The organism is Vreelandella sp. DA03-1M, from assembly GCF_055725665.1.
This window is the reverse complement of record NZ_CM146798.1, coordinates 1,657,377-1,683,479: the sequence shown is the minus strand read 5'-3', so window position 1 is coordinate 1,683,479 and position 26,103 is coordinate 1,657,377. Positions and strand designations below refer to the sequence as shown.

25 protein-coding genes and 4 tRNA genes are annotated in these 26,103 nt (G+C 54.6%); 13 read left to right on the top strand and 16 right to left on the bottom strand.

Features of this window, described 5'->3' with window-relative positions; genetic code table 11:
• Positions 1-5 precede the first annotated feature (5 nt).
• From ACXUPB_RS07725 to grxD, 6 genes are all read right to left on the bottom strand, one after another.
• A complete protein-coding gene (locus tag ACXUPB_RS07725; RefSeq protein ID WP_035566605.1) occupies positions 6-320 on the bottom strand; it encodes a YcgL domain-containing protein in 315 nt (104 codons plus the stop codon).
• Positions 320-1,453: a ribonuclease D gene (gene rnd / locus ACXUPB_RS07720; RefSeq protein ID WP_472956116.1), complete on the bottom strand. Its 1,134-nt coding sequence runs from the start codon at positions 1,451-1,453 to the stop codon at positions 320-322. The genes ACXUPB_RS07725 and rnd overlap by 1 nt, the downstream gene beginning before the upstream one ends.
• A 46-nt stretch (positions 1,454-1,499) precedes the next feature.
• Positions 1,500-2,105: a recombination mediator RecR gene (recR, locus tag ACXUPB_RS07715; RefSeq protein ID WP_008959529.1), complete on the bottom strand. Its 606-nt coding sequence runs from the start codon at positions 2,103-2,105 to the stop codon at positions 1,500-1,502.
• Between the two features lie 3 nt (positions 2,106-2,108).
• Positions 2,109-2,435 (bottom strand): YbaB/EbfC family nucleoid-associated protein, encoded by a 327-nt coding sequence (locus ACXUPB_RS07710; RefSeq protein WP_035566609.1) that lies wholly within the window; start codon positions 2,433-2,435, stop codon positions 2,109-2,111.
• Between the two features lie 59 nt (positions 2,436-2,494).
• Complete coding sequence (dnaX, locus tag ACXUPB_RS07705) at positions 2,495-4,450, bottom strand: DNA polymerase III subunit gamma/tau (protein ID WP_472956113.1); 1,956 nt, start codon at positions 4,448-4,450, stop codon at positions 2,495-2,497.
• Positions 4,451-4,590: 140 nt separating this feature from the next.
• Positions 4,591-4,941: a Grx4 family monothiol glutaredoxin gene (grxD, locus tag ACXUPB_RS07700; protein WP_035566613.1), complete on the bottom strand. Its 351-nt coding sequence runs from the start codon at positions 4,939-4,941 to the stop codon at positions 4,591-4,593.
• 260 nt (positions 4,942-5,201) lie between these two features.
• On the opposite strand from grxD, the gene argF reads away from it, so the two are divergent.
• On the top strand, positions 5,202-6,122 hold the full coding sequence (gene argF, locus ACXUPB_RS07695) for an ornithine carbamoyltransferase (RefSeq protein ID WP_472956111.1): 921 nt from the start codon (positions 5,202-5,204) through the stop codon (positions 6,120-6,122).
• A 56-nt stretch (positions 6,123-6,178) separates the two neighbouring features.
• Here argF and ACXUPB_RS07690 read toward each other — a convergent pair.
• Positions 6,179-6,254: transfer RNA gene (locus tag ACXUPB_RS07690), tRNA-Ala, on the bottom strand.
• 205 nt (positions 6,255-6,459) lie between these two features.
• Here ACXUPB_RS07690 and uvrY point away from each other — a divergent pair.
• The 7 genes from uvrY (at position 6,460) to nadB (ending at position 11,956) form a co-directional block, all read left to right on the top strand.
• Positions 6,460-7,110, top strand: a complete 651-nt coding sequence (gene uvrY / locus ACXUPB_RS07685; protein ID WP_035566617.1) for a UvrY/SirA/GacA family response regulator transcription factor — start codon at positions 6,460-6,462, stop codon at positions 7,108-7,110.
• A gap of 40 nt (positions 7,111-7,150) precedes the next feature.
• Entirely contained in the window at positions 7,151-8,965 is a 1,815-nt protein-coding gene (gene uvrC / locus ACXUPB_RS07680; protein WP_035566619.1) for an excinuclease ABC subunit UvrC, read from the top strand.
• 96 nt (positions 8,966-9,061) lie between these two features.
• Entirely contained in the window at positions 9,062-9,610 is a 549-nt protein-coding gene (gene pgsA / locus ACXUPB_RS07675) for a CDP-diacylglycerol--glycerol-3-phosphate 3-phosphatidyltransferase (RefSeq protein WP_035566621.1), read from the top strand.
• Positions 9,611-9,694: 84 nt separating this feature from the next.
• Positions 9,695-9,769: transfer RNA gene (locus ACXUPB_RS07670), tRNA-Gly, on the top strand.
• Between the two features lie 87 nt (positions 9,770-9,856).
• Positions 9,857-9,930: transfer RNA gene (locus ACXUPB_RS07665), tRNA-Cys, on the top strand.
• Between the two features lie 58 nt (positions 9,931-9,988).
• Positions 9,989-10,075 (top strand) — tRNA-Leu (locus ACXUPB_RS07660).
• A gap of 273 nt (positions 10,076-10,348) precedes the next feature.
• Positions 10,349-11,956 (top strand): L-aspartate oxidase, encoded by a 1,608-nt coding sequence (gene nadB / locus ACXUPB_RS07655; protein ID WP_035566623.1) that lies wholly within the window; start codon positions 10,349-10,351, stop codon positions 11,954-11,956.
• Here the strand turns inward: nadB and ACXUPB_RS07650 are convergent.
• On the bottom strand, positions 11,953-12,381 hold the full coding sequence (locus ACXUPB_RS07650) for a hypothetical protein (RefSeq protein WP_235272394.1): 429 nt from the start codon (positions 12,379-12,381) through the stop codon (positions 11,953-11,955). The genes nadB and ACXUPB_RS07650 overlap by 4 nt on opposite strands.
• Positions 12,341-12,634: an FAD assembly factor SdhE gene (locus tag ACXUPB_RS07645; RefSeq protein WP_472956106.1), complete on the bottom strand. Its 294-nt coding sequence runs from the start codon at positions 12,632-12,634 to the stop codon at positions 12,341-12,343. Before ACXUPB_RS07645 ends, ACXUPB_RS07650 begins: the two co-directional genes overlap by 41 nt.
• A gap of 206 nt (positions 12,635-12,840) precedes the next feature.
• On the opposite strand from ACXUPB_RS07645, the gene ACXUPB_RS07640 reads away from it, so the two are divergent.
• From ACXUPB_RS07640 to lapB, 3 genes are all read left to right on the top strand, one after another.
• The gene (locus ACXUPB_RS07640) at positions 12,841-13,137 is read left to right on the top strand and encodes an integration host factor subunit beta (RefSeq protein ID WP_008959540.1); all 297 of its coding nucleotides are present in this window, start codon (positions 12,841-12,843) and stop codon (positions 13,135-13,137) included.
• A gap of 98 nt (positions 13,138-13,235) precedes the next feature.
• Positions 13,236-13,541 (top strand): LapA family protein, encoded by a 306-nt coding sequence (locus ACXUPB_RS07635; protein WP_339883030.1) that lies wholly within the window; start codon positions 13,236-13,238, stop codon positions 13,539-13,541.
• Positions 13,542-14,747 (top strand): lipopolysaccharide assembly protein LapB, encoded by a 1,206-nt coding sequence (gene lapB, locus ACXUPB_RS07630; RefSeq protein ID WP_472956104.1) that lies wholly within the window; start codon positions 13,542-13,544, stop codon positions 14,745-14,747.
• Positions 14,748-14,768: 21 nt separating this feature from the next.
• On the opposite strand, the gene pyrF is transcribed toward lapB, so the two are convergent.
• Positions 14,769-15,470: an orotidine-5'-phosphate decarboxylase gene (pyrF, locus tag ACXUPB_RS07625; protein WP_472956102.1), complete on the bottom strand. Its 702-nt coding sequence runs from the start codon at positions 15,468-15,470 to the stop codon at positions 14,769-14,771.
• Between the two features lie 270 nt (positions 15,471-15,740).
• Here pyrF and ACXUPB_RS07620 point away from each other — a divergent pair, with 270 nt between their 5' ends.
• A complete protein-coding gene (locus ACXUPB_RS07620) occupies positions 15,741-16,025 on the top strand; it encodes a ComEA family DNA-binding protein (RefSeq protein ID WP_472956100.1) in 285 nt (94 codons plus the stop codon).
• Positions 16,026-16,106: 81 nt separating this feature from the next.
• On the opposite strand, the gene prpD is transcribed toward ACXUPB_RS07620, so the two are convergent.
• From prpD to ACXUPB_RS07590, 6 genes are all read right to left on the bottom strand, one after another.
• Positions 16,107-17,603, bottom strand: coding sequence for a 2-methylcitrate dehydratase (gene prpD / locus ACXUPB_RS07615; RefSeq protein WP_472956098.1), 1,497 nt, complete (start codon positions 17,601-17,603; stop codon positions 16,107-16,109).
• Positions 17,604-17,660: 57 nt separating this feature from the next.
• Positions 17,661-18,860 carry a 2-methylaconitate cis-trans isomerase PrpF gene (prpF, locus tag ACXUPB_RS07610; RefSeq protein WP_472956096.1) on the bottom strand — a complete coding sequence of 400 codons (1,200 nt, stop codon included), beginning with the start codon at positions 18,858-18,860 and terminating at the stop codon, positions 17,661-17,663.
• Positions 18,861-18,958: 98 nt separating this feature from the next.
• Positions 18,959-21,568: a Fe/S-dependent 2-methylisocitrate dehydratase AcnD gene (gene acnD / locus ACXUPB_RS07605; protein WP_472956094.1), complete on the bottom strand. Its 2,610-nt coding sequence runs from the start codon at positions 21,566-21,568 to the stop codon at positions 18,959-18,961.
• A gap of 66 nt (positions 21,569-21,634) precedes the next feature.
• A complete protein-coding gene (gene prpC, locus ACXUPB_RS07600) occupies positions 21,635-22,762 on the bottom strand; it encodes a bifunctional 2-methylcitrate synthase/citrate synthase (protein WP_472956091.1) in 1,128 nt (375 codons plus the stop codon).
• A 75-nt stretch (positions 22,763-22,837) separates the two neighbouring features.
• Positions 22,838-23,728: a methylisocitrate lyase gene (gene prpB, locus ACXUPB_RS07595; protein ID WP_472956088.1), complete on the bottom strand. Its 891-nt coding sequence runs from the start codon at positions 23,726-23,728 to the stop codon at positions 22,838-22,840.
• A gap of 41 nt (positions 23,729-23,769) precedes the next feature.
• The gene (locus ACXUPB_RS07590) at positions 23,770-24,510 is read right to left on the bottom strand and encodes a GntR family transcriptional regulator (protein WP_472956085.1); all 741 of its coding nucleotides are present in this window, start codon (positions 24,508-24,510) and stop codon (positions 23,770-23,772) included.
• Between the two features lie 233 nt (positions 24,511-24,743).
• Between ACXUPB_RS07590 and pabB the strand changes: the two genes are divergently transcribed.
• Positions 24,744-26,099: an aminodeoxychorismate synthase component I gene (pabB, locus tag ACXUPB_RS07585; protein WP_281662189.1), complete on the top strand. Its 1,356-nt coding sequence runs from the start codon at positions 24,744-24,746 to the stop codon at positions 26,097-26,099.
• Positions 26,100-26,103 lie beyond the last annotated feature (4 nt).

Below are 26,103 nucleotides of genomic sequence, written 5' to 3'. Positions count from 1 at the left end.
TGACGCTACTCATCTTCAGAACGCGCATTAGAATGCGAGGCCACATGGGCACGATGCACGTCGAGCAAATAGGCCTCTTTCGGCGGCGGCATTTGCAGGTAGAACCCTTTGTCTTTAATCCCTTCCACCACGTCTGCCGCATTAACCCGTGACAATTTTTTATCAGCGGTCAACAGCATGGTAAATACCGGTACAGGCTTGCCGAAGGTTTCAAGTAATTGCGTAGGGATGTCTGCAAACCCTTGACGTTTATCAACATACAAATACATTTCATCTTTACGCGAGCTTTTAAAAACCTCGCAAATCAGCTTGTCGCTCATTATGCTCGCTCCTCAAGGGCCTGGGCCAACGCGCCATTCAAACACTCGCCACGCCAACCGGTCGGCCAAGTGAGAGGTTCTCCTGCCAAGTCCTGCATCACCAGTGTTTCAATATCGCGGCGGCGCATGAGCATTTCCGGTGCCACACCCAAGTCATTAGCTTTAGCGGCTACCGCTCTCTTGAGTGCTTTAAAGCGTGATTTGAACGTCGGGTGCATGGGGTCTGGCCAACGCTTGGGCAGCGCCTCTTCATCACAGTGCTGGGCCTGTTTGACCATTGCCAGCAGTGCGTCGCCCACTTTTTTAATTAGCACCGGCTTAACACCTTCCACTTCAGCCAGCTCGAAGCGGTTGCTGGGCATCTTTTCAGCGATGGCGAACAGTAACTTATCGCTAATGAGCCAATTGCGCGGCAAATCGCGGCGGCGTGTTTCGCCTTCGCGCCACGTAGTCATCAGCCGATACGCTTCCATTTGACGGGGCAGTAAGCGCCATAATTGGCGTTGACGGGTATACCACTGTTGATCGTTATCAACGCTACGGCCGGCCTGCTCAATCAAGCTAGCGCACTCAGCATCCACCCAGTCGCGACGACCTAGCGTAGTGAGCTTTTCAGCCTGTAGCGTCCAGACTTTTAATAAATAGATAACATCCAGCGCGGCGTAATGGCACTGCGCAGGCGAAAGCGGGCGCACTAACCAGTTTGAGCGTGTTTCCTCTTTAGGCAGCGTTTCACCGACCCAAAATTCGACCAGTTTTTGATACCCCATTCCTGGATTTTCACCCAAAAAACCTTGTACTACCTGAGTATCAATTAAAGGTACCGGTAACACCCCTGCCCAGTGCTGAAAAACTTCTAGGTCCTCGCTACAGGAGTGGAGTAACTTAATCGCCTTGTTTTGCAGTAGAGCACGGAATTTATCAGTACACGGGACAGCCACCGGATCAATCAGATAAGCCTCTTCACCCGCGGTGAACTGAATCAACGCAGGCACTGGAAAGAACGTATTCTCTCGGAAAAACTCGGTATCCAGAGCAATCACAGAAGCATCGGCTACTTGATCGCACGCAGCATCAAGCGCCTCTGGAGTATCAAGCCATTGAAAAGAGGGAGTAAGAGAGGACAAAAGCATTCTTCCAAGTTGGCGCAAGCGCTGAAGCGCTTGCGTTTAGATAGGCTTATTCGCTGGCAAAAGGCAGGCGACCATTAAACGCGCGACTCAAGGTGCCGCCATCAACATACTCCAGCTCACCGCCCATCGGGACGCCATAGGCAAGCCGCGAGAGTTTGACGCCATATTCTGCTAACTGTGAGGCAATATAGTGAGCTGTCGCCTCCCCCTCGATAGTAGGGTTCGTCGCCAACACCACTTCTTCGACGAGCCCTTCGGCGACACGTGCTTCTAACAAATCCAAACCAATCGATTCTGGGCCAATGCCATCTAACGGCGAAAGGTGACCGTGCAGTACAAAGTAGCGGCCTTTAAAGCCTCCGGCCTCTTCAATCGCTAATTGATCGGCAGGTGACTCCACCACACACAGCAACGCATCATCGCGGCGTAGGCTTTCGCACAGCATGCAGATGTCGGCTTCAGTGAGCGTGCGGCAACGTTGACAATAGCCCACTTCTTCAATGGCTTGTTGAATAACTGCAGCGAGCCGCTGCCCCCCTGGGCGTTCACGCTCAAGCAGGTGCATCGCCATGCGTTGAGCCGTTTTAGGCCCAACGCCTGGCAGTACGCGAAAAGCATCCATCAACTGCTCAACGAGAGGAGAAAAACGCATTGCTTAGAACGGCATCTTAAAGCCGGGCGGAAGGCTCAAGCCAGCGGTCGCTTCTTCCATTTTCTGTTTAGAGCTAACTTCCAATTTACGCACCGCATCGTTGACTGCCGCGGCTAACAAATCTTCCAAAAGCTCTTTGTCTTCTTCCATAACGCTGGGGTCAATGGTCACGTTTGACACGTCGTGCCGACCATTCATCGTGACCTTGACCATACCGGCACCCGCCTCGCCCTGCACTTCGGCTTTGGCGACTTCTTCCTGGGCTTGCTGCATTTTTTCTTGCATCTCTTGGGCTTGTTTCATCAAGTTGCCCATTCCACCTTTAAGCATGGTCTAGTCTCCAACGTGGTTAAAAGATAGGTCGGTATTGCGATGATATGTGAGACAGCTTAGCGCATTTCATCGGCTGGCTTAACGCTGGATTCTATCAGCTTTGCCCCAAACGCCTGCTGTAATTTCTGTACATGGGGGTCGTGATTGAGTAGATCAACCGCCTGGGCATGGCGCTCTTGATTAAGCCGCTCTTCGCGCTGCCGGGGTGTTTCCAGGCTATTAGACAACTCAGCCACGTAAAACGCTATTCGCCGCGACATGCCCTGCTCTTTCAGCGCCCGCTCAATACGTGTTTGGTGCACCTCCGCCTGCATGGCCTCCTGGCTGGGGTCCAGGCGAAGGGTCAGCAGCGTGCCATCATCACTCTCCACTAGACAGTTGCCTGCCAGGTTACGCGTCAAACCACCCAGCCCGAGTGCATCAAAGCATTGCAACCATTTTGCGTTGTCCAGCCTACCAGTCGGGGCTACCGAAGCAGGTTCCTCCTGCGCAGGAGCAGGATCAGTTGCCAACTCAGGCGCTGGCGACGAAACCGGTTCCGGCGCTGCTGTTGATTCCGCGACAGGCACTGGCTCAACCATAGCCGCTGGCTCTGGGCCTTGCTGAGGCGCGCTAACCTCTAACGATGGTGTTTCATTCTCGACAACCCAAGGAGGGAGCTCTTGCAACGGCGCCCCCTCTTTAGCGGCAGGTGGGGTCTGGGGCTCGGCTTGGGGTTCTGACTGCGCTTCTGGCGTGGGCTGCTCTTCTGAAATGGACTGAACGTCAGGCGTTGTTGTCGTTTCTGGGGTGGGCGCCGGCGCTGATGAAACCGTGGCCGGCGCGGGAACGTGAGCATTCATTTCTGACGCTGCCTTACCTGTAGGCTCGCGGCGCAGGGGCAGCGGCGTACGTGGCGGTTTAGGCACGCCTTGAGGACGAAACGCCAGCATGCGCAGCAGCGTCATCTCCAAGGCGCTGCGCAGATCCGGCGCGTGCACCATATCCCCACGGCCCTGAATACCGATTTGGTAATAGAGCTGAATGTCCTCAGCGGTAAAGCGGCTCGCTAGCTGCAGGATAACATCGCGGTCACCGTGGCTGTTATCGACAGCGTCCGGCACCATTTGCGCCACCGCTAAGCGGTGCAGAAAGCTGGAAAGTTCATCCAGCACCGCAGCAAAGTCGGGGCCTTGTTCTGCCAACTCAGCCACTTCGGCCAGTAAGCGCTGCACATCCACATCGGCCAGGGCTTCTGCCAGGCCAAGAATATGACGATGATCCAAGGTGCCCAGCATGGCAGCCACATCCGCATGGCGAACCGCCCCCTGACCAAACGCGATAGCTTGGTCGGTCAGGCTCATGGCATCGCGCATTGAACCTTCGGCCGCTTTACCCAGCAGCCACAACGCGCTCTCATCAAATGCAACACCCTCTTCCCCTAGTACGTAAGTGAGATGCTCTACGACGCGCTCAGGCGGCATATGCTTGAGGGTAAATTGCAGGCAGCGCGAAAGCACCGTCGGCGGCAACTTTTGCGGATCGGTGGTCGCTAGTAGGAATTTAACGTGAGGAGGCGGCTCTTCCAGCGTTTTCAGCAGCGCATTAAAGCTGCTGGTGGAGAGCATGTGCACCTCATCAATCAGGTACACCTTGTAGCGCCCTTGGGTCGGCGCGTACTGAACGTTATCGAGTAGCTCGCGGGTATCTTCCACCTTGGTTCTAGAAGCTGCATCGACCTCAATCAGATCAACAAAGCGTCCTTCATCAATGGCTTGGCAGGTATCGCACTGCCCACAGGGGGTAGAGGTAATGCCCTCATCGCCGCGCCCGTTGGCCGTGCAATTCAAACATTTAGCGAGTATGCGCGCCAAGGTGGTTTTACCCACCCCACGGGTACCTGTAAAGAGATACGCATGATGCAAACGCCCCTGGTCAAGGGCATTTACCAAGGCGCGTTGAACATGGGCCTGACCAACGAGTTCGTGGAATGTGCGGGGTCGCCACTTGCGGGCCAGAACCTGATAGCTCATGAAGCTGTACTTCCTTCAGCGGGCTAACTTACCTCGCGCTGAAGACAGCGCAAGGTAAGTGCCACGGTGCATAACAATGTGTCATTCTAGCGGTTGCACCATAGCCCGCCAACCGCTTAGGGCGGAGTGCTCAACAACACTTAAGCGTTGTCACCACCCTCAGCAGCGCCAGCGCGCTCGGCAGCTGCTTTTACTAGTTTTTCCAGTTCGCCGTTCTGATGCATCTCAATCACGATGTCACAGCCACCCACTAGTTCGCCTTCCACCCATACTTGAGGGAATGTCGGCCAGTTAGCAATTTTGGGCAGTTCAGCGCGAATATCCGGATTATCCAGGATATTAACGAACGCAAAGCGCTCACCGCAGCTCATCAACGCTTGAACGGTCTGGGCGGAAAAGCCGCACTGGGGCAACTGGGGCGATCCTTTCATGTAAATCAGAATCGGGTTTTCGCTAATTTGACGCTGAATGTTTTCGGCAGTAGTGCTCATACTATTTCCTCGCTTATTGATGACTGATGCCCTCTCACTCATCTACTTGGCTTAACCCTCGAACCAGACCCTAGAACCTAGTTCTTGAACCTAGCCCTTGTACCAGCCCTGGTAATTAGTACTTGAGACTAGTGCTTAAGAATAGTACCTGAGTAGAGCGCTCAGCTTTAACATGTCATTGGCATTCTACGCATGCCGTTCGCGTTGCGCATCCCCTGCTGCATAGCTAGGATAGTGTTTTTGCGCGGAGAGAAGCTCTTATGGCGACACGCCATTTCCTGACGTTGTTGGATTTGACCCCGGATGAGCTGGATTATTTGATCCAGCGCGCCATTACCATCAAGACCAACCTTAAAGCCCAAGGCCCTGTTTATACACCCTTACCCAACCGCACCCTGGCGATGATCTTTGAAAAATCGTCAACACGTACGCGAGTTTCATTCGAAACGGGTATGGCACAGTTTGGTGGTCACGCGCTATTTCTCTCCCCTCGCGACACCCAACTAGGCCGCGGCGAGCCGATTGAAGATACCGCTCGCGTACTGTCGGAAATGGTCGATGCGGTAATGATCCGCACCTTTTCCCACGCAGGCCTGGAGACCTACGCCAACGCCAGCAGCGTGCCGGTTATTAACGCCCTGAGTGATGACTATCACCCCTGCCAGTTGCTCGCCGACATAATGACCTGGACCGAGCTACGCGGCAGCGTAAAGGGCCACACGGCAGTATGGATTGGTGATGGCAATAACATGTGCCACTCCTGGATCAATGCGGCCCGTCAGTTCGGTTTTCATTTGCGCATATGCTGCCCGAAAGGCTACGAGCCACGCGCCGACATCATGGCGGCCGCTGGTGACCAGCTAACATTGCTGCATGACCCGCAGGCAGCGGTCAAAGATGCCGACCTGATCACCACCGATGTCTGGGCCTCCATGGGCCAGGAAGAAGAACAGGCCAAACGAGAGGCGGATTTCGCTGGTTTCCAGGTAACCGAAGCGATGCTTGATCAGGCGAATCAAGAGGTACTGTTCCTGCACTGCCTACCAGCACATCGCGGCGAAGAAATCAGCCAGACGCTGCTTGATGACCGCCGCGCCGTTGTTTGGCAGGAAGCCGGTAACCGTCTACATGCACAAAAAGCGCTGATCGAATTTTTGCTACTGGGCAAGGTTGCTGAGTAATCTTTACGGAAGACGAAAAAAGCCTCGTTTAATCAACGAGGCTTTTTCTATAATCTTGGTGGAGCCTAGCGGGATCGAACCGCTGACCTCAACACTGCCAGTGTTGCGCTCTCCCAGCTGAGCTAAGGCCCCACATGCTGCTCTTTTCGATAGCGAGGCGGATACTACGATGAACATTTACCTCGGTCAAGTTTTGAACCATCAGCGTTGTCTAATTCTCCTTTGTCGCCAGCTGTGGCACTCTACATGTAGTTAGCAAGATATGCAGTCAGCAATATAAAATAGTGTACAAGACCAACGCCTGAGCCCACGATGTTTCCATGCAGGAGCCTGTCCATTGATCAGTGTACTTATCGCCGATGATCATCATTTAGTAAGAACCAGCATTGCGCACCTGCTAAACGAAGAGTGTGACATGAAAATTGTGGGCGAGGTCGACGACGGTGAAAGTGCAGTGACACAGTGTCGCCATTTGAAGCCCGACATTGTGCTAATGGATATCCGCATGCCGGGCATCGGCGGGCTGGAAGCCACGCGCCGCATTCACCGCTCGATGAAGGACGTCAAGGTATTGATCCTGACCGCGCACATGGAAGACAGCGTACTGCGTCGCATGCTGGAAGCCGGTGCCTCAGGATTTTTAAGCAAAGGCGCGGACACAATAGAGATGACCGACGCCATACGCCAAGTATTTCATGGTAGGCGTTATGTCAGCCAGGAAATTGCGCAACGCCTAGCCCTTTCACACTTTACCAATGAGGATAATCCGTTTAGCCACCTCTCCCACCGTGAGCTACAGATTGCCCTAATGATTGTTAACTGCCAACGCGTGCAAGACATCTCAGATCGCCTGCACTTAAGCCCTAAAACAGTAAATACCTATCGCTATCGACTGTTTGATAAACTAAAGATTGCTACTGACGTTGAGCTCACTCATTTAGCGCTCCGCCACGGGTTAGTCGAGGGGTTTGACGTCGCCCAGATATAACTCAATTTCCTCTGCTGTTATCGGGTACCGACAGGCTGATATGACCTTTGATGCAAAACAGTTCTTAAGCTCGGTAAGTACCTCTCCTGGTGTTTATCGCATGCTTGATGAACAAAGCAACACGCTCTATGTGGGCAAAGCCAAGCGCTTAAAAGCGCGCCTTGCCAGCTATTTTCGTGGCCAGCTGAATACTAAAACCCAGGCCATGGTCGGACGTATCGCCGACGTCCAGGTCACCGTGACGCGAACTGAAACTGAAGCCCTGTTGCTCGAACAGACGCTGATCAAGCAATTGCGTCCGCCCTACAACATTTTGTTGCGCGATGATAAGTCCTACCCCTTTGTCTTTGTCACCGACCGCCACCCTTACCCGGCACTTGAGTATAAACGCGCTCGTCAACGTAGCGACGACGGTCGCTATTTAGGCCCTTACCCCAGCAGTGGTGCTGTACGAGAAAGCCTAGCGTTGATGCAAAAAATATTTCATATCCGAAACTGCGAAGACAGCGTGTTTGCGCACCGTTCGCGCCCCTGCTTGCAGTATCAAATTCAGCGCTGTAGTGCTCCTTGCGTCGACTATATTTCCGCCGAGGATTACCAGCGCGATGTTGAACATGCGGTGATGTGCTTGGAAGGCAAAAGTGAAAATGTCACCCAAGAATTGATGGAGGCAATGGAGAGGGCCAGCCAAGCGCTTAACTTTGAGGAAGCCGCTCGTCTTCGCGATCAGGTTCAGCAGCTACGCCAGCTTCAACAGCGTCAGTTTGTCGATACAGGCGGGGGTGATGCCGATATTTTCGCCCTGGCACAGCGACCCGGCGCGCTTGGCGTTTCTGTTCTCAGCGTTCGCGACGGACGCCTCCTGGGGGCACGACATCACACGCCAAAAAACGATCTGGATCTGCCACTAGAAACGCTGCTCACTGAAGTCGTCAGCCAATATTATTTTGGTCAACCGCATAACGTTCCTAGCGAAGTCATTACCAGCCACCCACTCGACGATAGTGAGCTGATTGCCGAAGCGTTGACGCAGCAGGCGGGTAAGCGCATCCGCGTCACCAGCCAAGTCCGCGGCCACCGCGCCCAGTGGCAACAGCTTGCGATTACCAACGCGGAACAGCAATTGGCGTCGCAGCTTGCCAATCAAACGCAGCTGACTCAGCGCTTTACCGCACTACAGAAAGCACTTGGCTTGGAAGAAACGCCTCAACGCCTAGAGTGTTTTGATATTAGTCACAGTCATGGGGAAGCGACGGTTGCTTCTTGCGTGGTGTTTGATCATCAAGGCCCACGTAAAAGCGACTACCGCCATTTCCGCATTGAAGGGGTGGCCGCAGGTGATGACTACGCCGCCATGCAGCAAGCGCTCACACGGCGCCTTAAGCGGGTGAAAAGTGGCGAAGCGGTGGCCCCCGACATATTGATCGTTGACGGTGGCAAAGGGCAGCTCAACATGGCACGTGAGGTGTTTAAAGCGCTTGAGATCACCAATATTATTCTCTTGGGCGTCGCCAAAGGCACCACGCGTAAAGCGGGGCTTGAAAGCCTGTTTTTGGAAACAGCAGACAATCCGCTTGATTTGGATCCGGCCTCACCAGCCCTGCATTTAATCCAACACATTCGCGATGAGTCACACCGTTTTGCCATTGCTGGCCACCGCGCCCAACGCGATAAAGCGAGACGCACCTCGACACTTCAGGATATTCCTGGCATCGGCCCCAAGCGCAGGCGTGAGCTGCTGCGCTTCTTTGGCGGTCTGCAGGGTGTACAAAAGGCTAGCCGCGATGAACTCGCCCGCGTTCCAGGTATTAATGCCTCGCTAGCTGAGTGCATTTACCGCGCGCTCAATGGATAAACCGCCTCTTGGCATAGATGCTATCGGCCAAGGGGGATAGAATAAGCGCCAGACACTTCGAATCCTCTGATTTTCCGGCAAGGATCGCACCCTGCGATGAATATACCCAACATACTGACACTGGCGAGAATCGCCTTTATTCCGCTGCTAGTGGTGCTGTTTTATCTGCCCTTCAGTTGGAGCATGCCTATAGCGGCTGGCCTATTTGCGTTAGCCTCCGTCACCGACTGGCTGGACGGCTATTTAGCGCGGCGCTGGAATCAGTCAACGCCATTTGGCGCTTTTCTAGATCCGGTGGCCGACAAACTTATGGTCGTCGTGGCCCTGGCGCTATTAATAGAGCGCTATGACACTCTGGTACTCACGCTCCCTGCACTGGTGATTATTGGTCGTGAAATTGTCATTTCGGCGCTGCGTGAATGGATGGCCGAAATGGGCAAGCGTGGCATGGTGGCCGTGTCTTGGGTAGGCAAATTGAAAACAACACTACAAATGGTGTCACTGCTAATCTTGCTGGCGCTTCCACCAGCGCACGAATTTGCGCTGTTAGGGATTATGGTGCTCTATGCCGCTGCTATTCTCACGTTATGGTCTATGATCCAGTACTTGAAAGCCGCCTGGCCACATCTTAGCCGCTCAATGTAAGCTGCTGATAAGTAAATAAGGAACACGCGCCAATTCATTGATTGACAAGCTGACGGTGATCCGTATAATTCGCCCTCGAGTCGAGCGGGAATAGCTCAGTGGTAGAGCATCGCCTTGCCAAGGCGAGGGTCGGGAGTTCGAATCTCCTTTCCCGCTCCAACTTGGATAGCGTGGTAAAGCATGAAAAGGTCGTGAGCTGGAACGCCAGCCCGGTCGGATCTCCTTTCCCGCTCCAACGACTCTTGAGGCTGGATGGCAGAGTGGTTATGCAGCGGACTGCAACTCCGTGTACGCCGGTTCGATTCCGACTCCAGCCTCCATCTTTGTGTAGTAGTGATGTTTTAAAGATCTCTTCTTAAAACAGCATTACGATGTTTTGCCCGGATGGCGAAATCGGTAGACGCAAGAGACTTAAAATCTCTCGGGGGCAACCCCGTGCCGGTTCAAGTCCGGCTCCGGGCACCATTACCTATTGCTTCTCTACCTCTCCAGCCTCATCCCCTTTAAACGCTTAACTTCCTAGATTAGTTATCTTTACGCTGCCCTTTGCTGTGCTCTTTTGCGTGCCCGAACATTGCGCATTGACAGCCCGCACACCACTCATTTCTTACCTCAAAACATCGCTAAACGCCAAGTGCCACGCTATGATGCCTGCCTTCTAACTTTTTTGCGCTCGGCGAAGCTAGCGACGTTTAGGGTTGGTAATATTTCGGTCAGTATCAAGGGGGAGCGGGCGCTATGAGCACGCCAACATCCGATGTACTTATCATTGGCGGCGGCGTCGCTGGGCTAACCCTTGCCTTGGAAGTGGCTGATCAGCGGTCAGTGACGCTGGTTCGTCCTGCGCAAGACGACCAAGGCGCCAGCCGATGGGCGCAAGGGGGCATTGCCGCCGTTCTTTCGCCCGACGACGACCTAGAAGCCCATATTAACGATACCCTGATAGCTGGCGACGGACTCTGTGATGTCGAGGCAGTACGCTTTACTGTCACCCACGGTCCAGCGGCTATTCAGTGGTTAATTGATCAGGGCGTCCCCTTTACGCCAGAAACCGACCCTGCCGCACGCTATCCGTATCACCTCACCCGTGAAGGCGGCCATAACGCACGGCGAATTATCCACGCGGATGACGCCACCGGTCGTGCTGTAGTGGACACACTATTAGACAGCGTTGCCCAGCACCCCAACATCACCCAGCGCAACGATCTAACCGTGGTTGGCTTGCTACAGGATGTCCACGGTACCTGCCACGGCGCCTATGGCAACGATACTAACCAACAGTGGCACTCCCTTACTGCGCGCCATACCGTATTGGCCACTGGCGGCGCAAGCGGCCTTTACCGTCACACCACCACGCCTGCCCCTAGCAGCGGCGAAGGCATGATGATGGCCGCAGAGCTGGGTGCTCGGTTAATGAATCTAGAGTTTCAACAGTTTCACCCCACCTGCCTATTTGACCCTGAAGGCCCGGCGTTTTTGATCAGTGAGGCGGTTCGTGGTGAAGGCGGACATTTGCTCAATGAGGCGGGAGAGCGTTTTATGCTGGCGCTAGATAAGCGCGCCGAGCTAGCCCCGAGAGATGTCGTCGCCCGCGCCATTGATGCTGAAATACAGCGCAGCTCTCTGGGCCACGTATGGTTGGATATTCGTCATTTAGGTGAAAAGGCAATTCACCATCACTTCCCCACTATTCAGGCGCACTGCGCCTCCCGGGGTATTGATATCACTCAGCAGGCTATTCCCGTAGTGCCTGCCGCCCACTATAGCTGCGGCGGTGTCGCCACCAACCTGCAAGGCGCCACCAACGTTGCCAACCTATATGCCATTGGCGAAACGGCCTGCACGGGCCTGCATGGCGCCAACCGTATGGCCAGCAACTCGCTATTAGAGTGTTTGGTATTTGCCCGCAGCTGTGCACAGGCGCTGTTAGCCGATGCGGAACAAAACGGCCTAACGACCAGCAGTAGCGAATTTCAGCCTCCGACCCCAGCTGCAGCCGCCACCTTCCCTAAAGCAGTACTTAGCGATATACGCCAACAGATGCGCACCACTATGAGTCAGCATGTCTCCATTGTGCGCAGCACCACCGGGCTAAGCACTGCTCTGGAGCACTTGAAGACACTGCTAAATAGCGTGGAAGAGATTCAGGGCGCTCTAAAAGCCCCGGAAGGGAAGCGCTTACACCAGACCTTACAGTTAGCACTATTGACCGTTATCGCCGCTCAGCAGCGCCATGAGTCACGCGGGCTACATTACTCCACCGACTGGCCCCACCAACGACCTCAAGCCATTGCCTCTGCGCTATCGATAAACGATTTAACAGACGCGTTAGAAAAAAACCGTTAGTGGCCCGGACGATGGAACAACTGCCTTACTTCACGCAGACTTTCTTGGGGCGCACTATCAGGGCAGAGCCAAACCCGCTGCTTACCCACATAAAGCCCTACTAACCAGGGCCCTAAATAATCACAGCGCACCTGATGTGCTTCGCCAAGCACTTCGCCTTGCATGAGTGCGGCCTCTGTTGACTGTGGTTCGCGCAACCAACGGCCTTGAACTTGTGACGCCGTCGAGGTCAGCGAGAGCACGCCTTTGGGTTGATGAAGATAGCCGCGCCAAACAACGCCACCGCCTAACACAACTATCGCAACAGTTGCGGGTGTCCCCACGACCCAATAGCTTAGCGCCACTACCCCGACAAACAACCCACATTGGGCTAGCAGCCAAAATCTAGAGGGTACGATAGGCAGAATTATCGGTGGTTTCAGCATGTTCCACTATCATTTGTACGATACGCCGCTGGCTGGGTTCTTCAGGCCACTCTCGATGCATTAGCCAAACAAACAGATCCTGGTCTTCACCTTCAATTAGCTGCTGATAAGCCAGTTGATCCGCTTCGCTAATATGATCAAAACGCTGTTCAAGAAACGGAATTAGCAGAAGGTCTAGCTCCCACATACCGCGACGCGAGTGCCAATAAAGCCGTTTGCGCAAAATGGCTGTAGGGGAATTGTCGTCGTTCAACGTCAGCCGCTCCGATCAAATAAATGAAGCACCAGTATACCTAAGCTGTGGGGTCGCGCCAGCGCCCTCCTTCGCCTATGCTATTAATCAGTCTAGAACCTTGTTTTATCTGAATTGTTTTATACTGAATTGAGCAGTATGCTGAATTTGATGTGAGTGAGGCCGAGAGCGCATCAAGGCCTTCAATGTTCGCAGGGAGCTAACCGATGACTAAATCTGAATTAATCGAACAAATTGCGATGCGTCAGCCGGAATTGTCCGCCAAAGATGTTGAAACAGCGGTGCGTATTATCCTGGACGACATGACGGATTCTCTCGCCAGTGGTGGTCGCGTTGAGATCCGTGGCTTCGGTAGCTTTTCTTTGCACTACCGGGAACCGCGCGTAGGGCGTAACCCAAAAACAGGCGATGCGGTTGATCTTGAAGGCAAATATGTGCCGCACTTCAAGCCTGGGAAAGAGCTACGTGAACAGGTAGACGCTAGTCGCGCACTCGGCTATTAAGGGCGGCTATTGCGTTATCCGACCTTCTGCGGGATGACGCCGTCGCTTGAGTCGTACACAATAGCGCTACCGTGAACGTCACAGACTAGGAAACTCACATGCGTTGGATCAAAGGGCTTATTCTGGCCATTATTTTGCTGATAGTAGTGCTCGTAGGTATTTTGTTTGCCGTTAACAATCAGCAAACGATTGCTTTGAACCTTATTTGGCTGGAACTGCCAGCCGTATCGCTCTCTGTTTGGTTATTGGCGACACTGGTGTTTGGCGTCGTACTGGGCATGCTGGCCATGCTAGGTGTATATGTCCGTCTAAAAGCAACATTGGCCCGTAGCCAGCGCCATAACAAGCAGCAACGCAAAGAGCTTGATAGCTTGCGAACCCAGGAGTTCAAGGAACTAGCATAAATGCTGGATGTCGCGCTGCTAAGCGTATTGTTGGTCGCTATCGCCATCGGTTATGGCTTGGGCTACCACCAAGCTGGACGCCGTCGACATCGCTCTCAACCGCCCTCAGCGCCCTCACAGGCACTGTCGAGAGATTACTTTGTCGGGCTAAACTATCTCCTTAACGAGCAGCCCGACGAAGCGATCAACACGTTCATCAACGTGCTAGCCGTTAACAGCGATACGGTGTATACTCACATTGCTCTTGGCAAACTTTTTCGCGCCCGTGGCGAGGCGGATAAAGCGGTCAGTATTCACCAAAACCTCTTAGCGCGTCCTGCGCTGTCGCAGCATACCAATGAACAGATCCAGCTGGAGCTTGCCCGGGATTTCATGGCGCTGGGGGTACACGATCGCGCGCAGCGTCTTCTTAACACACTGCTGGAAAACAGCAGCAACGATGAACTCCGCTATGCTGCCAAACAGCTACTGGTCGATTTATTAGAGCGTGAAAAGGCTTGGCACCAAGCATTAGAAGTAATTCAACCGCTGTTTAAACAGCACCCAAAGCTGCGGCGCCCTGCCGCGCATTGGCTGTGCGAGCTGGCCATTGAGGAGATCAGCGAAGCCAGTCGAGCGCTTGCTAAAAAGCACCTGAAAAAAGCCCTACAGCTAGATGAAAGTTGCGTTCGCGCCACCCTGCTCTTGGCTGAATTGGAGATGGATAACGGCCACTATGGGCGCGCTATTGAGCGATTAGATAATATCCCGCGCCAGGAAATAGCCCATATCCCTACTATGCTGCCTGCCCTCAAAAATGCCTATTTGCGTCGTAACGATGAAGCGGGGTTTGAGGCGCACCTTTACCGCCTGCTTGAACAAGCGCCCTATACCAGCATTATTATTTCGCTAGGACAGCTCGTGCACCAGCGAGACGGCGTAGACAAAGCCATTGAGCTGGTCGGCGAACGGTTGCGCGCAGTGCCAAGCTTGGGCGGGCTGGATTATTTGATTGACCTGTATATTGAGAGCCAGCGGCTAAACGGAAAATCCTCTCCTGACACGCGCTTATTGCTGCTAAAGCACCACACCGATGCGCTTTTGCTTAATCGTACCCGCCACCGCTGCCGACACTGTGGATTTGCCAGTGATGCGCTCCAGTGGCAATGCCCCAGTTGCCGCTACTGGGGGACTATCAAGCCAGTTATCGGCGTAGAAGGTGAATAGCGACAGTATAAACAGCGCGGTTTATGCAACTGCTAGTTCGGCCTCAATCGCCTCAAGGGCTGCCATAGGGTCTTCGGCCTGAGTAACGGGTCGGCCTATGACTAAATGCGTGCTTCCCGCCTGTATGGCTTGGCTAGGTGTCATAATCCGCTGCTGGTCATTAGTCGCTGCAAAACTAGGGCGAATTCCAGGAGTTACTTTTAAGAACGAATCACCACAAAGTGTTTTAATTCGAGCAGACTCTTGAGCCGAACAGACGACACCGCGTAAGCCGCTCTGCTTCGCCAGCAGCGCTAAGCGCTCTACATGCTCAGCCAGCGGTGCATTAATACCAATATCAGCTAAGTCCTCGGCCTGCATGCTGGTCAATACGGTAACCGCAATTAAATGGGTGGCCAATCCGTGTTGCTCCAGGCGCTGCGTGGCCGCCTCCATCATCCGTTGCCCCCCGCTGGCATGGACATTGACCATCCAAACACCCTGCTCCGCCGCTGCCTGTACGGCGCTGGCAACCGTGTTGGGTATATCATGAAATTTAAGGTCTAAAAACACCTCAAAACCACGTCCATGTAACGCTTCAAGCACGGCGGGGCCACTGCGAGTAAATAACTCTTTACCCACTTTAACGCGGCAGCGGGCAGGGTCAAGCTGATCAGCCATGCACAGCGCCGCATCTAGCGAAGGGTAGTCAAGCGCAATAATGATCGGGGAATCAGTAGCCATATCGTTGCTCCGAATGTAGTTTTTGCCATTATATCAGTCTCTCCCCCCTCCTCGCCCCCTCACGATGTAAGCTATTTGCCATAGGGCTATAGCTAAAAACTTACAATCGCTGTCGTACATCGCTGACATATTCACTTATTAAAAAAAGCTAAGTTGATAGTGCAGCGGCGTTCATAACGCTAAAAGACAATTCAAGCGTATAACATCATCTTCTCTGAACTTCGCGCACTACATCAATGACATCAAACGTTATTAAAAGGATTATCGAGGATGAACATGACTCTTAAAGGAACTTTAGCCGCACTTTTACTTAGCATTAGCTTGGGGCTTTCCAGTGGCGCGCTGGCACAAGAGGTGGCGCCCATCAACGTCAATACCGCCGATGCTGAGCTGCTGGCCGAATTACCGGGCATTGGCCCAAGCCGAGCAGAAGCAATCATTGAAGAGCGCGAAACCAACGGGGCCTTTGAAAGCGCTGAAGACCTTGAACGTATCAGTGGCATTGGGCCTGCCACCGTCGACCGCATGCGCGATCAAGTAACGTTTGAAGAGTAGTTTAACGGTGCAAACTACCATAACCCGGTAGCGCTTAAGCGCTGCCGGGTATTTTTAGTGAAATGTATTGAGCACCAAGGGCTAAATCATCCACTCATCCATAAATTTGTGTACAGGTAACGCTTCAAGCGTTGGCTGATGGCTGCATAGATCAACAATTTTTTGGCAACGACTTGCTGGAAATCGCATCGCCAAATGTCGCTTAAACTTATCAACTAACAATGGCATACCTTCTTCACGCCGGCGCCGGTGGCCTAACGGATACTCCACCACGGCTTTATCTGTCGCACTACTATCCTTAAAAAAAACCTGCACTGCGTTAGCGATAGAGCGCTTCTCAGGGTCGTGATAATCCGCCGAATACTCGGCGTTTTCCTCTACCACCATCTTGCCCCGCAGCTCATCAATCAGCGGATGAGCCGCGTGAAAGCTATCTTCATAATGATCAGCGGTCAGCTCGCCAAAGATAAGCGGCACCGCGGTCATGTACTGCAAGCAGTGGTCGCGGTCCGCTGGGTTAGCGAGCGCCCCGGTTTTGGAAATGATACGGATAGCCGAATCATGAGTGGTCAACACGACCTTATCGATATCAGCCAAGCGATCTTTCACCTGCGGATGAAGGACTACCGCAGCTTCACAAGCCGTTTGAGCATGAAACTCAGCAGGGAAAGCGATCTTGAAAAGGATATTCTCCATCACATAACTGCCAAACTCGCGCTGGAAACGCAGCCGACGCTCCGCTTCTGGCTTCAGGCTCAAATCTTTATTGGCGTGGCTAAACAGCACATCGTAGAAGCCCCATTGGGGCGCCGACAGCGCGCTGGGAATACCCATTTCACCGCGCAGGGCGATATCCGCCAAGCGCACACCCCGTGAAGTGGCGTCCCCCGCGGCCCAGCTTTTCCGCGAACCTGCGTTGGGCGCATGACGATAAGTTCGCAGGCTCTGACCATCGACCCATGCATGGGAAAGCGCCGACAGCACCTGCTCACGATTGGCGCCCAGCAACTTGGCAGCCACCGCAGTAGACGCCACCTTTACTAGTACCACGTGATCGAGTCCAACCCGATTAAAGCTGTTTTCCAGCGCCAGTACACCCTGTATTTCATGGGCCATAACCATTGCTTCAAGCACATCACGCATCACAAGCGGTGCTTCACCTTGAGCAACTCGCCGCTGAGAGAGGTGATCGGCTACCGCCAGAATGGCCCCAAGATTATCGGAGGGGTGGCCCCACTCGGCGGCAAGCCAGGTATCGTTATAGTCCAGCCAGCGGATGATACAGCCGATATCCCATGCCGCTTTGACTGGATCAAGACGCAGCGTTGTGCCTGGGACTCGCGCTCCAAACGGCACCACCGTGCCTTCAACTATCGGCCCAAGGTGCTTGGTACACTCCGGAAAGCGTAGTGCCAAGAGCCCACAGCCAAGCGTATCCATCAGGCAGTAACGCGCAGTCTCCAGCGCCTCTTGGGAACACACCTGATAGTTCAGGACATAATCGGCAATGGCCTGCAGCTCGGGATCGTAATCGGGCCGCTCATTGGCTTCGGATGTGGCAGATGGTCTGGTAGACATAGCGCTCTCTCCTACTGTTGAATCACCTACTCCTCAGTATGGCTCAAGGAACGCGCCCTAAAAGCTGTCCCCAGGAATTCTCACCACTCCTTCCATCAATACCCGGGCACTACGGCTCATCACCGCCTGCTCGATATGCCACCGCCCCTCGTTCAAGCTTGCTTCTGCGCCAACCCGCAGGCTGCCAGAAGGGTGTCCAAAAGTGACCGCGTTACGTTGACCGCCACCTCCTGCTGCCAGATTCACCAGCGTGCCTTCAATGGCAGCTGCGGCGGCAATGGCGACGGCGGCCGTGCCCATCATGGCGTGATGCAACTTGCCCATCGAGAGCGCTCGCACCACCAGATCGATATCACTAGCATTCACACTCTTACCGCTCGAAGAGAGGTAATCCACTGGCGGGCCCACAAACGCCACTTTGGGTGTGTGCTGACGGTTAGCGGCCTCACTGATGTCGCTTATCAGCCCCATTCGTAATGCGCCATGGGCACGAATGGCTTCAAACATCGCAAGCGCTTTACCGTCGCCATTGATGACATCCTGAAGCTCGGTACCCACGTAGCCAATATCGTCGGCATTAATGAAGATCGTGGGTATCCCGGCATTGATCAGGGTGGCTTTCAACACTCCTACACCCGGGACGTCCAGTTCATCGATTAGGTTGCCAGTGGGGAAGATTGCTCCCTCGCCGTCCGCCGGATCCTTAAAGGCTACTGGAATCTCAGCCGCGGGAAATGTCACTCCATCCAGCTCAAAACCGCCAGTCTCCTGCACTTGACCATTCACGACAGGCACCTGGGAGACGATAGTTTTCTGAATATTGACCTGCCAGATTCTTACCTCGACGACACCATTTTCCGGAATACGTGATGCATCAACCAGACCATTGGCAATCGCAAAGGGGCCGACCGCTGCAGAAAGGTTGCCGCAATTACCGCTCCAATCCACATAGGGCTTGTCGATAGAGACCTGGCCAAACAGGTAATCCACATCGTGATCGGCTGACTCACTTTTCGACAGGATCACCGTCTTGCTAGTGCTTGAAGTGGCTCCTCCCATACCATCAATCTGCTTTTCGTAGGGATCGGGGCTGCCGATTACCCGCAGCAGCAACTGATCCCGCGCCACGCCCGGCCGCTGGGCCGCTTCGGGTAGATCGTTGAGCTTAAAAAATACGCCCTTACTGGTGCCGCCGCGCATATAGGTGGCCGGGATCTTTATCTGCGGCTCATGTTTTTTTTGTACTGACTCGCTCATTATTACCACTCCTAAAAATAACCCGGTGCTCTAAGCCTGATTCGAAAAGCCTGATTCGAAAAGCTAAAGACACCGGGTTCTTTTGGCCAGCTAACTGTTTAAGCCGCCGACGATTCGAGGAAGTCCTGGGCGAAGCGCTGCAGTACGCCACCAGCGGTGTAAATTGATACTTCCTCGGCGGTATCCAAACGGCACTTCACCGCAACCTGCTCGCTGTCACCGTTGTGGCGGTGGATTACCAGGGTGAGCATCGCCCCCGGCGAAACGGCGCCTTCCACATCGAAGGTTTCGGTGCCATCCAGACCCAGTGTCATTCGCGTGGTGCCGGATTCAAACTCCAGCGGCATCACCCCCATCCCGATCAGGTTGGTGCGGTGAATACGCTCAAAGCCTTCGGCGGCAATCGCTTCAACGCCTGCCAGTGCCACCCCTTTGGCTGCCCAGTCCCGTGAGGAGCCCTGGCCGTAATCCGCACCGGCAATAATGATCAGCGGCTGCTTACGCGCCATATAGGTTTCAATGGCTTCCCACATGCGTGTCACTTCGCCTTCCGGCTCTACCCGCGCCAGCGAGCCCTGTTTTACCTTGCCGTCGGCGTCGCGCACCATTTCGTTAAACAACTTCGGGTTGGCGAAGGTGGCCCGCTGAGCAGTTAGGTGGTCACCGCGGTGGGTGGCGTAGGAGTTGAAGTCCTCCTCCGGCAGGCCCATTTTGGCCAGGTACTCCCCCGCCGCACTGTTCAACTGAATAGCGTTAGAGGGCGACAGATGATCAGTGGTGATATTGTCCGGCAAAATTGCCAGCGGCCGCATGCCTTTAAGCGTGCGCACCTTGGCCATATTGCCCTCCCAGTAAGGCGGACGGCGGATATAGGTACTCTGGGGCCGCCAGTCATACAGCGGGCTGACCTGGGCGCGGGCGCTCTTGTCCAGATCGAACATGGGGATATAGGTCTGACGGAACTGCTCCGGCTTCACCGACGATTTAACAATCGCGTCGATCTCTTCATCCGCTGGCCAGATATCCTTCAACGTGACGGGGTTGCCTGCCTGATCCACACCCAGGGCGTCTTTTTCGATATCAAAGCGAATCGTACCCGCAATGGCGTAGGCGACCACCAGGGGCGGTGACGCCAGAAAAGCCTGCTGGGCATGGGGATGGATACGGCCATCGAAGTTACGGTTACCGGAAAGCACGGCGGTCGCATAGAGATCACGCTCAATAATCTCCTGCTGGATTTTTGGATCCAGCGCCCCGGACATACCGTTACAGGTGGTACAGGCGTAGGCGACCACACCGAAGCCGAGATTTTCAAGCTCGCTCATTAATCCAGCTTCTTCCAGGTACATCTTGACGGTTTTCGAGCCCGGCGCCAGCGACGACTTCACCCATGGCTTACGCAGCAGACCCAGCCGGTTGGCGTTACGGGCGATTAGCCCTGCCGCGACCATATTGCGCGGGTTGGAGGTATTGGTGCAGCTGGTAATGGCGGCGATGATAACCGCGCCATCGGGCATTTTACCCGCTTTCTCTTCCGCTTGTGCCGCCTCAAGCCCGACGGCAATGCCGCGTTGGGCAAGCTCTGATGTGGGCAAATGGGCGTGAGGATTGGAGGGCCCCGCCAGGGTGCGGGTTACCGATGAGAGGTTAAAGGTCAGCACCCGCTCGTACTTAACCTCGGTCAAGCTATCCGCCCAGAGGCCGGTGTGCTTGGCGTAGGTTTCCACCAGCGCCACCTGCTCATCTTCACGGCCGGTAATTTTCAGGTAATCGATAGTTTGGCCATCGATGTAGAACATCGCCGCGGTCGCGCCGTACTCGGGGGTCATATTGGAAATAGTGGCGCGATCGCCGACCGTTAGGGCATCGGCACCTTCGCCATAAAACTCCAGGTAAGCGCCCACTACCCGCTCTTTACGCAGGAACTCGGTAATCGCCAGCACCATGTCGGTGCCGGTAATCCCAGGCTGCAGCTTGCCGGTCAGCTCCACGCCGACGATATCCGGCAGGCGCATCATGGAGGCACGGCCCAGCATGACGCTTTCGGCCTCCAGACCACCCACGCCTACGGAGATAACGCCCAGGGCATCGACCATGGGGGTATGGCTATCGGTGCCCACACAGGTATCCGGGTAGGCAATGCCGTCGCGATTCTGCACCACCGGCGACATCTTCTCCAGATTGATCTGGTGCATGATGCCGTTGCCGGGAGGAATCACATCGACGTTCTCAAACGCCGTCTTGGTCCAGTTGATAAAGTGGAAACGGTCATCATTGCGGCGATCTTCAATGGCGCGGTTTTTCTCGAAGGCGCCCTCTTCCGACCCTGCGTGCTCCACCGCCAGCGAGTGGTCAACGATCAGTTGGGTGGGCACTACAGGATTAACCTTGGCGGGGTCGCCGCCCTTCTCGGCAATAGCGTCACGCAGCCCCGCCAAGTCGACCAGCGCGGTCTGGCCAAGGATATCGTGGCAAACGACGCGCGCCGGGTACCAAGGAAAATCCAGATCGCTCTTGCGCTCGATCAGCTGTTTTAGCGCATCAGTGAGCAGTTCAGGATCACAGCGGCGCACCAGCTGTTCCGCCAGCACGCGAGAGGTGTAAGGCAGCTGTGCGTAGGCACCGGGCTGGATATCTTCCACCGCCTCGCGAGCATCAAAAAACTCAAGCGCTGTGCCAGGCAGGGGTTTACGGTATTGGGTATTCATAGCAGACAGACTCACAAGAAGGGGCTGAAAAAAGCCCGGTGTCCAAGTCACCGGGCAGCAAGCGGTTCAGTCTCGCGCTTCTATCGGCACCCACTCGCTCTTCTCAGGGCCAGTGTAATCGGCGCTAGGGCGAATAATGCGGTTATTGGCGCGCTGCTCAAATACGTGCGCCGCCCAGCCGGTCAGCCGTGACATCACAAAAATCGGCGTAAACAGCTTGGTGGGTATATCCATAAAGTGATAAGCGCTGGCGTGGAAAAAGTCTGCGTTACAAAACAGCTTCTTCTCACGCCACATAACCGCTTCGACCCGTTCAGAAACCGGGTAAAGCACCTTATCGCCCACATCGTCAGAGAGCTTCTTGGACCAATGCTTGATAATCGCGTTGCGCGGGTCGGACTCGCGATAAATCGCATGCCCAAAGCCCATGATTTTATCCTTACGCGCCAGCATGCCCAGGATTTTGCTTTCTGCTTCTTCCGGCGACTGCCAATCCTCGATCATCGCCATGGCCGCTTCGTTGGCACCGCCATGCAGGGGGCCGCGCAGCGACCCAATCGCACCGGTCACGCAGGAGTGCATATCGGAAAGCGTGGAGGCACACACCCTTGCGGTAAAGGTAGAGGCGTTGAACTCATGCTCGGCGTAAAGAATCAGCGATACGTTCATCACCCGCGCATGCAGTTCAGAGGCGGGCTCGCCGCGCAGCATATTAAGGAAATGCCCGCCTACTGAGTCATCATCCGTTTCGGTGTCGATGCGTACGCCGTCGTGGGAGAAGCGGTACCAGTAGCAAATAATCGACGGCAGCACCGCCAGCAGCCGATCAGCAACGTCTTGTTGTTGATCAAAATTTTCCTCGGTTTCCAGATTGCCCAGCATTGAGGTGCCGGTGCGCATGACATCCATCGGATGGGCGTCTTTGGGGATCTGCTCAAGCACCGTTTTCAATGCATCGGGCAAGCCGCGCAGGCTTTTGAGCTTGCTGGTGTAGTGATCTAACTCACCCTGATTAGGCAACTTGCCTTTTAACAGCAGGTAAGCGACCTCTTCAAATTTGGCTTTTTCAGCAAGCTCTTTGATATCGAAGCCACGGTAGGTCAGGCCTGAACCTGTTTTGCCTACCGTACACAGCGCGGTGGAACCGGCGCTCTGGCCACGTAGTCCTGCACCTGTTACGGGTTTATCAGCCATGGTGTGTCTCCTAACTCTGCTTTTATTTTAAGTTGTGTTTTTCAAATATGGTCGTTCGTTAAGCTGGCGCTTGGTTTACTGGTCATCGCCTTTCTCGGCAAACAGCGCGTCCAGCTTTTGCTCGAAGTCGTGGTAGTTCAGAAAATCGTAGAGTTCGTCGCGGGTCTGCATGATAGGCACCACGTCTTTTTGGTGGCCGTTATCGAGAATGCTTTGATAGACCTGCAGTGCCGCGGCGTTCATAGCGCGGAACGCGGAAAGCGGGTAAAGCACCATGCGGCAGCCGACATCGCCCAACTCGGATTGGGTAAACAGCGGAGTAGCGCCGAACTCGGTGATGTTAGCCAAAATGGGCGCGTTGACCCTTTCGCAGAAGGCCTTGTAATCATCCAGGGTGTGAACCGCTTCGGCGAAGATGGCATCTGCCCCGGCTTCCACGCAGGCGTTGGCGCGCTCAATGGCCGCATCGAGGCCCTCTTTTTGAAACGCATCGGTGCGGGCAATTAAATAGAAGTCGGGATCGATCTTGGCATCGGCGGCAGCTTTGATACGGTCGACCATCTCCTGCTGAGAAACAATCGCTTTATTGGGGCGGTGACCACAGCGCTTTTGCGCGACCTGATCTTCCATATGCACCGCGGCGACGCCAGCGCGCTGCATCTCTTTCACGGTACGTGCGATATTGAAGGCACCACCCCAACCGGTATCGATATCCACCAGCAGCGGCAGCTCGGTAGCGCCGCAGATACGGTGGGCATCTTCCACCACATCATTCATGGTCGTCATGCCCAGATCCGGCAAGCCGAAGGAGGCGTTGGCAACACCGCCACCGGAAAGGTAAATAGCCTGATGGCTGACTTTTTCTGCCATCAGCGCTGTATAGGCATTGATGGTGCCGAGTATCGGCAGCGGACGATTCGCTTCTAGCGCGGCCCGAAACCGGGCGCCGGGAGTCATCTGGGACATGGGACGTTTCTCCTGCTGTAATGTTGATATGTTGTTATGGTTTAGCTTTGTGATTGGGACGCTGACTGTTCTAGGGTCGCTGCATAGCGATCCGCCACATTGGCGCGGGAGGCGCTGACGTGGCGGCGCATGAGCAGCTCGGCCAGCTCGGCATCGCCGGCCTCAATGGCATCGACAATGCGATGGTGCTCCACAAAGGCGCGCTGTGGTCGCGTGCCACTGGCACTGAACTGGGTGCGATAAAGACGCACAAGGTAATAGAGATCGTCGCAGAGCAGGTTCATTAGCATTTTGTTATGACTGCCCTGAACGATGCAGTAGTGAAAATCGAGATCACCTTCGCGCTGGTAGTAAGCTTCGCCGCGTTTCAGGTCGGCCTGGCCTTCATGTAGCGCCAGAACATCCCGCAAGCCCTGGACCTCTTCCGGCGACATATGCTCCGCCGCGAGGCGCGCCGCCATACTTTCCAAGGCTTCACGCAGGTCAAACAGCTCTAAAAGCTCTTTCATCGAGAGCTTAACCACCCGTGCGCCCACATGGGGAACCCGTTCGATGAGGCGGTGTGCTTCCAGGCGGCGCATCGCCTCGCGCAGCGGCCCGCGTGAAATACCGTAGGTTTTAGACAGTCCCGGCTCGGTGATCTTACTGCCGGGAGCAAGCTCTCCGCGTACGATGGCATCCTGCAACTGATGAAATACCCGCTCGGCGAGCGTGCGTACTTCGGGTACAGCCATTTCATGCAGCGAGGTGTCGGAATAAGAAGAAGAAACGGGTAAGCTCATAGCGAATTGTCGACAATTAGGAACATAGCGAAACTTTAGCCTCGCGAGCCACAGCCGTCAACTTGCTTATAAAGCGACTTTATGCATCTTTAGTTGTAGACAAAAAGTCTAGCTGCAAAAAAAGTGTCAACAATCCCGCTTCGAGCGTGAGAAATGCGTCAATCGTGCCACTGGTGCCGATCTTCAACGACCTCTAACATATGCAGCCCTTTTACCGGCCAGGCGTTTGCTTAATGAACCAGGCGTTGACGATAACTGCCCTGCCCTATTCACCCGACCCATTGGGAATATTCGCCTGCCTACGTGCCAGGCCCGGCGCAGTGCTGCTCGATAGTGGCCGCCCTATCGCCACCGGTCGCTTTGATATTATCAGCAGCGACCCGCTTGCTACGCTGGAAGTTGCTCACCATGGCGAAGCGAGTATTGCGTCAGATCAGCTTAGCCTACCGGCGCACATAGCTAGTGATGCGTTTGCCCTGCAGCAGTGGCTACTGGATCAACTGGATATTCCTGATAAAAACAGTGAACTCCCTTTTTTAGGTGGGTTAATAGGCTACTGGGGCTACGATTTAGGGCGAAAAACCTTATCGATACCGAGCGCTCAGGCAAGCCCAGTAACGTTACCGCAAGCCCGCTTAGGGCTTTACGATTGGTGTATCACACTGGATCACATGGCCCAACAGGCGTGGTTAATCGCCACCCCGCAGCGCCGGGAGCAGGTGGAGAGCTGGCTTACCCAGTCGCCAGGGCCAACTAGTGCGTTTACATTAACCAATAGCTTTAAAGCAGAACTTAGCCACGCCCAATACGTCGCACGCTTTAACGCCGTGCAGCGCTATATTCGAGCGGGTGACTGCTATCAAATCAATCTGGCTCAGCGTTTTTATGCCGATTACCAGGGGGATGAGTGGCAGGCCTACCTGCAGTTACGCAAAGCGACCCCCACGCCCTATTCAGGTTTTATGGCCTGGGGCGATAAGGCCGTACTGTCACTTTCGCCCGAGCGGTTTATTCAGTGCCGCAATGGCGAGGTCGAAACACGGCCGATTAAAGGTACCCGCCCGCGAGGCGCGACGCCAGAAGAGGATCAGTCGCTGGCTGAAGAGCTAATGAGCAGCACTAAAGATCGCGCTGAAAATGTGATGATTGTTGACCTGATGCGCAACGACCTGGGTCGTGTGTGTCAGCCTGGCTCCATTCGCGTGCCGCAGTTGTGCCACTTAGAGAGCTATCCCAACGTTCACCATTTAGTTAGCGTCGTACAGGGGGAACTGGCCGATAACGACACACCACTGGCACTGCTTAAGGCAGCTTTTCCCGGCGGCTCAATTACCGGCGCACCCAAGATTCGCGCCATGCAGATCATTGATGAATTAGAGCCCTGCCAGCGCAGCGTCTATTGCGGCAGTTTAGGCTATGTCGATGTACGCGGCAGTATGGATACCTCCATCGCTATTCGGACAGTGGTCGCCGAGGCGGGAAGATTGCACGTATGGGGAGGCGGAGGCTTAGTGGCAGACTCTCAAGCGGACGAAGAGCACACCGAAACACTGGATAAGATTCGTCATCTGATTGGCGCGCTGGAATAAGAAA

Excerpts from the sequence above, each read along its gene's own strand:
- nadB (WP_035566623.1), top strand. The coding sequence starts at position 10,349 with ATGAGCACGCCAACATCCGATGTACTTATCATTGGCGGCGGCGTCGCT.
- prpB (WP_472956088.1), bottom strand. The coding sequence starts at position 23,728 with ATGTCCCAGATGACTCCCGGCGCCCGGTTTCGGGCCGCGCTAGAAGCG.
- pyrF (WP_472956102.1), bottom strand. The coding sequence starts at position 15,470 with ATGGCTACTGATTCCCCGATCATTATTGCGCTTGACTACCCTTCGCTA.
- acnD (WP_472956094.1), bottom strand. The coding sequence starts at position 21,568 with ATGAATACCCAATACCGTAAACCCCTGCCTGGCACAGCGCTTGAGTTT.
- pabB (WP_281662189.1), top strand. The coding sequence starts at position 24,744 with ATGAACCAGGCGTTGACGATAACTGCCCTGCCCTATTCACCCGACCCA.
- prpF (WP_472956096.1), bottom strand. The coding sequence starts at position 18,860 with ATGAGCGAGTCAGTACAAAAAAAACATGAGCCGCAGATAAAGATCCCG.
- dnaX (WP_472956113.1), bottom strand. The coding sequence starts at position 4,450 with ATGAGCTATCAGGTTCTGGCCCGCAAGTGGCGACCCCGCACATTCCAC.
- ACXUPB_RS07635 (WP_339883030.1), top strand. The coding sequence starts at position 13,236 with ATGCGTTGGATCAAAGGGCTTATTCTGGCCATTATTTTGCTGATAGTA.
- grxD (WP_035566613.1), bottom strand. The coding sequence starts at position 4,941 with ATGAGCACTACTGCCGAAAACATTCAGCGTCAAATTAGCGAAAACCCG.
- ACXUPB_RS07725 (WP_035566605.1), bottom strand. The coding sequence starts at position 320 with ATGAGCGACAAGCTGATTTGCGAGGTTTTTAAAAGCTCGCGTAAAGAT.
- rnd (WP_472956116.1), bottom strand. The coding sequence starts at position 1,453 with ATGCTTTTGTCCTCTCTTACTCCCTCTTTTCAATGGCTTGATACTCCA.
- lapB (WP_472956104.1), top strand. The coding sequence starts at position 13,542 with ATGCTGGATGTCGCGCTGCTAAGCGTATTGTTGGTCGCTATCGCCATC.
- ACXUPB_RS07710 (WP_035566609.1), bottom strand. The coding sequence starts at position 2,435 with ATGCTTAAAGGTGGAATGGGCAACTTGATGAAACAAGCCCAAGAGATG.
- recR (WP_008959529.1), bottom strand. The coding sequence starts at position 2,105 with ATGCGTTTTTCTCCTCTCGTTGAGCAGTTGATGGATGCTTTTCGCGTA.
- ACXUPB_RS07650 (WP_235272394.1), bottom strand. The coding sequence starts at position 12,381 with ATGCTGAAACCACCGATAATTCTGCCTATCGTACCCTCTAGATTTTGG.
- ACXUPB_RS07620 (WP_472956100.1), top strand. The coding sequence starts at position 15,741 with ATGAACATGACTCTTAAAGGAACTTTAGCCGCACTTTTACTTAGCATT.
- argF (WP_472956111.1), top strand. The coding sequence starts at position 5,202 with ATGGCGACACGCCATTTCCTGACGTTGTTGGATTTGACCCCGGATGAG.
- ACXUPB_RS07590 (WP_472956085.1), bottom strand. The coding sequence starts at position 24,510 with ATGAGCTTACCCGTTTCTTCTTCTTATTCCGACACCTCGCTGCATGAA.
- prpD (WP_472956098.1), bottom strand. The coding sequence starts at position 17,603 with ATGTCTACCAGACCATCTGCCACATCCGAAGCCAATGAGCGGCCCGAT.
- pgsA (WP_035566621.1), top strand. The coding sequence starts at position 9,062 with ATGAATATACCCAACATACTGACACTGGCGAGAATCGCCTTTATTCCG.
- ACXUPB_RS07640 (WP_008959540.1), top strand. The coding sequence starts at position 12,841 with ATGACTAAATCTGAATTAATCGAACAAATTGCGATGCGTCAGCCGGAA.
- uvrC (WP_035566619.1), top strand. The coding sequence starts at position 7,151 with ATGACCTTTGATGCAAAACAGTTCTTAAGCTCGGTAAGTACCTCTCCT.
- prpC (WP_472956091.1), bottom strand. The coding sequence starts at position 22,762 with ATGGCTGATAAACCCGTAACAGGTGCAGGACTACGTGGCCAGAGCGCC.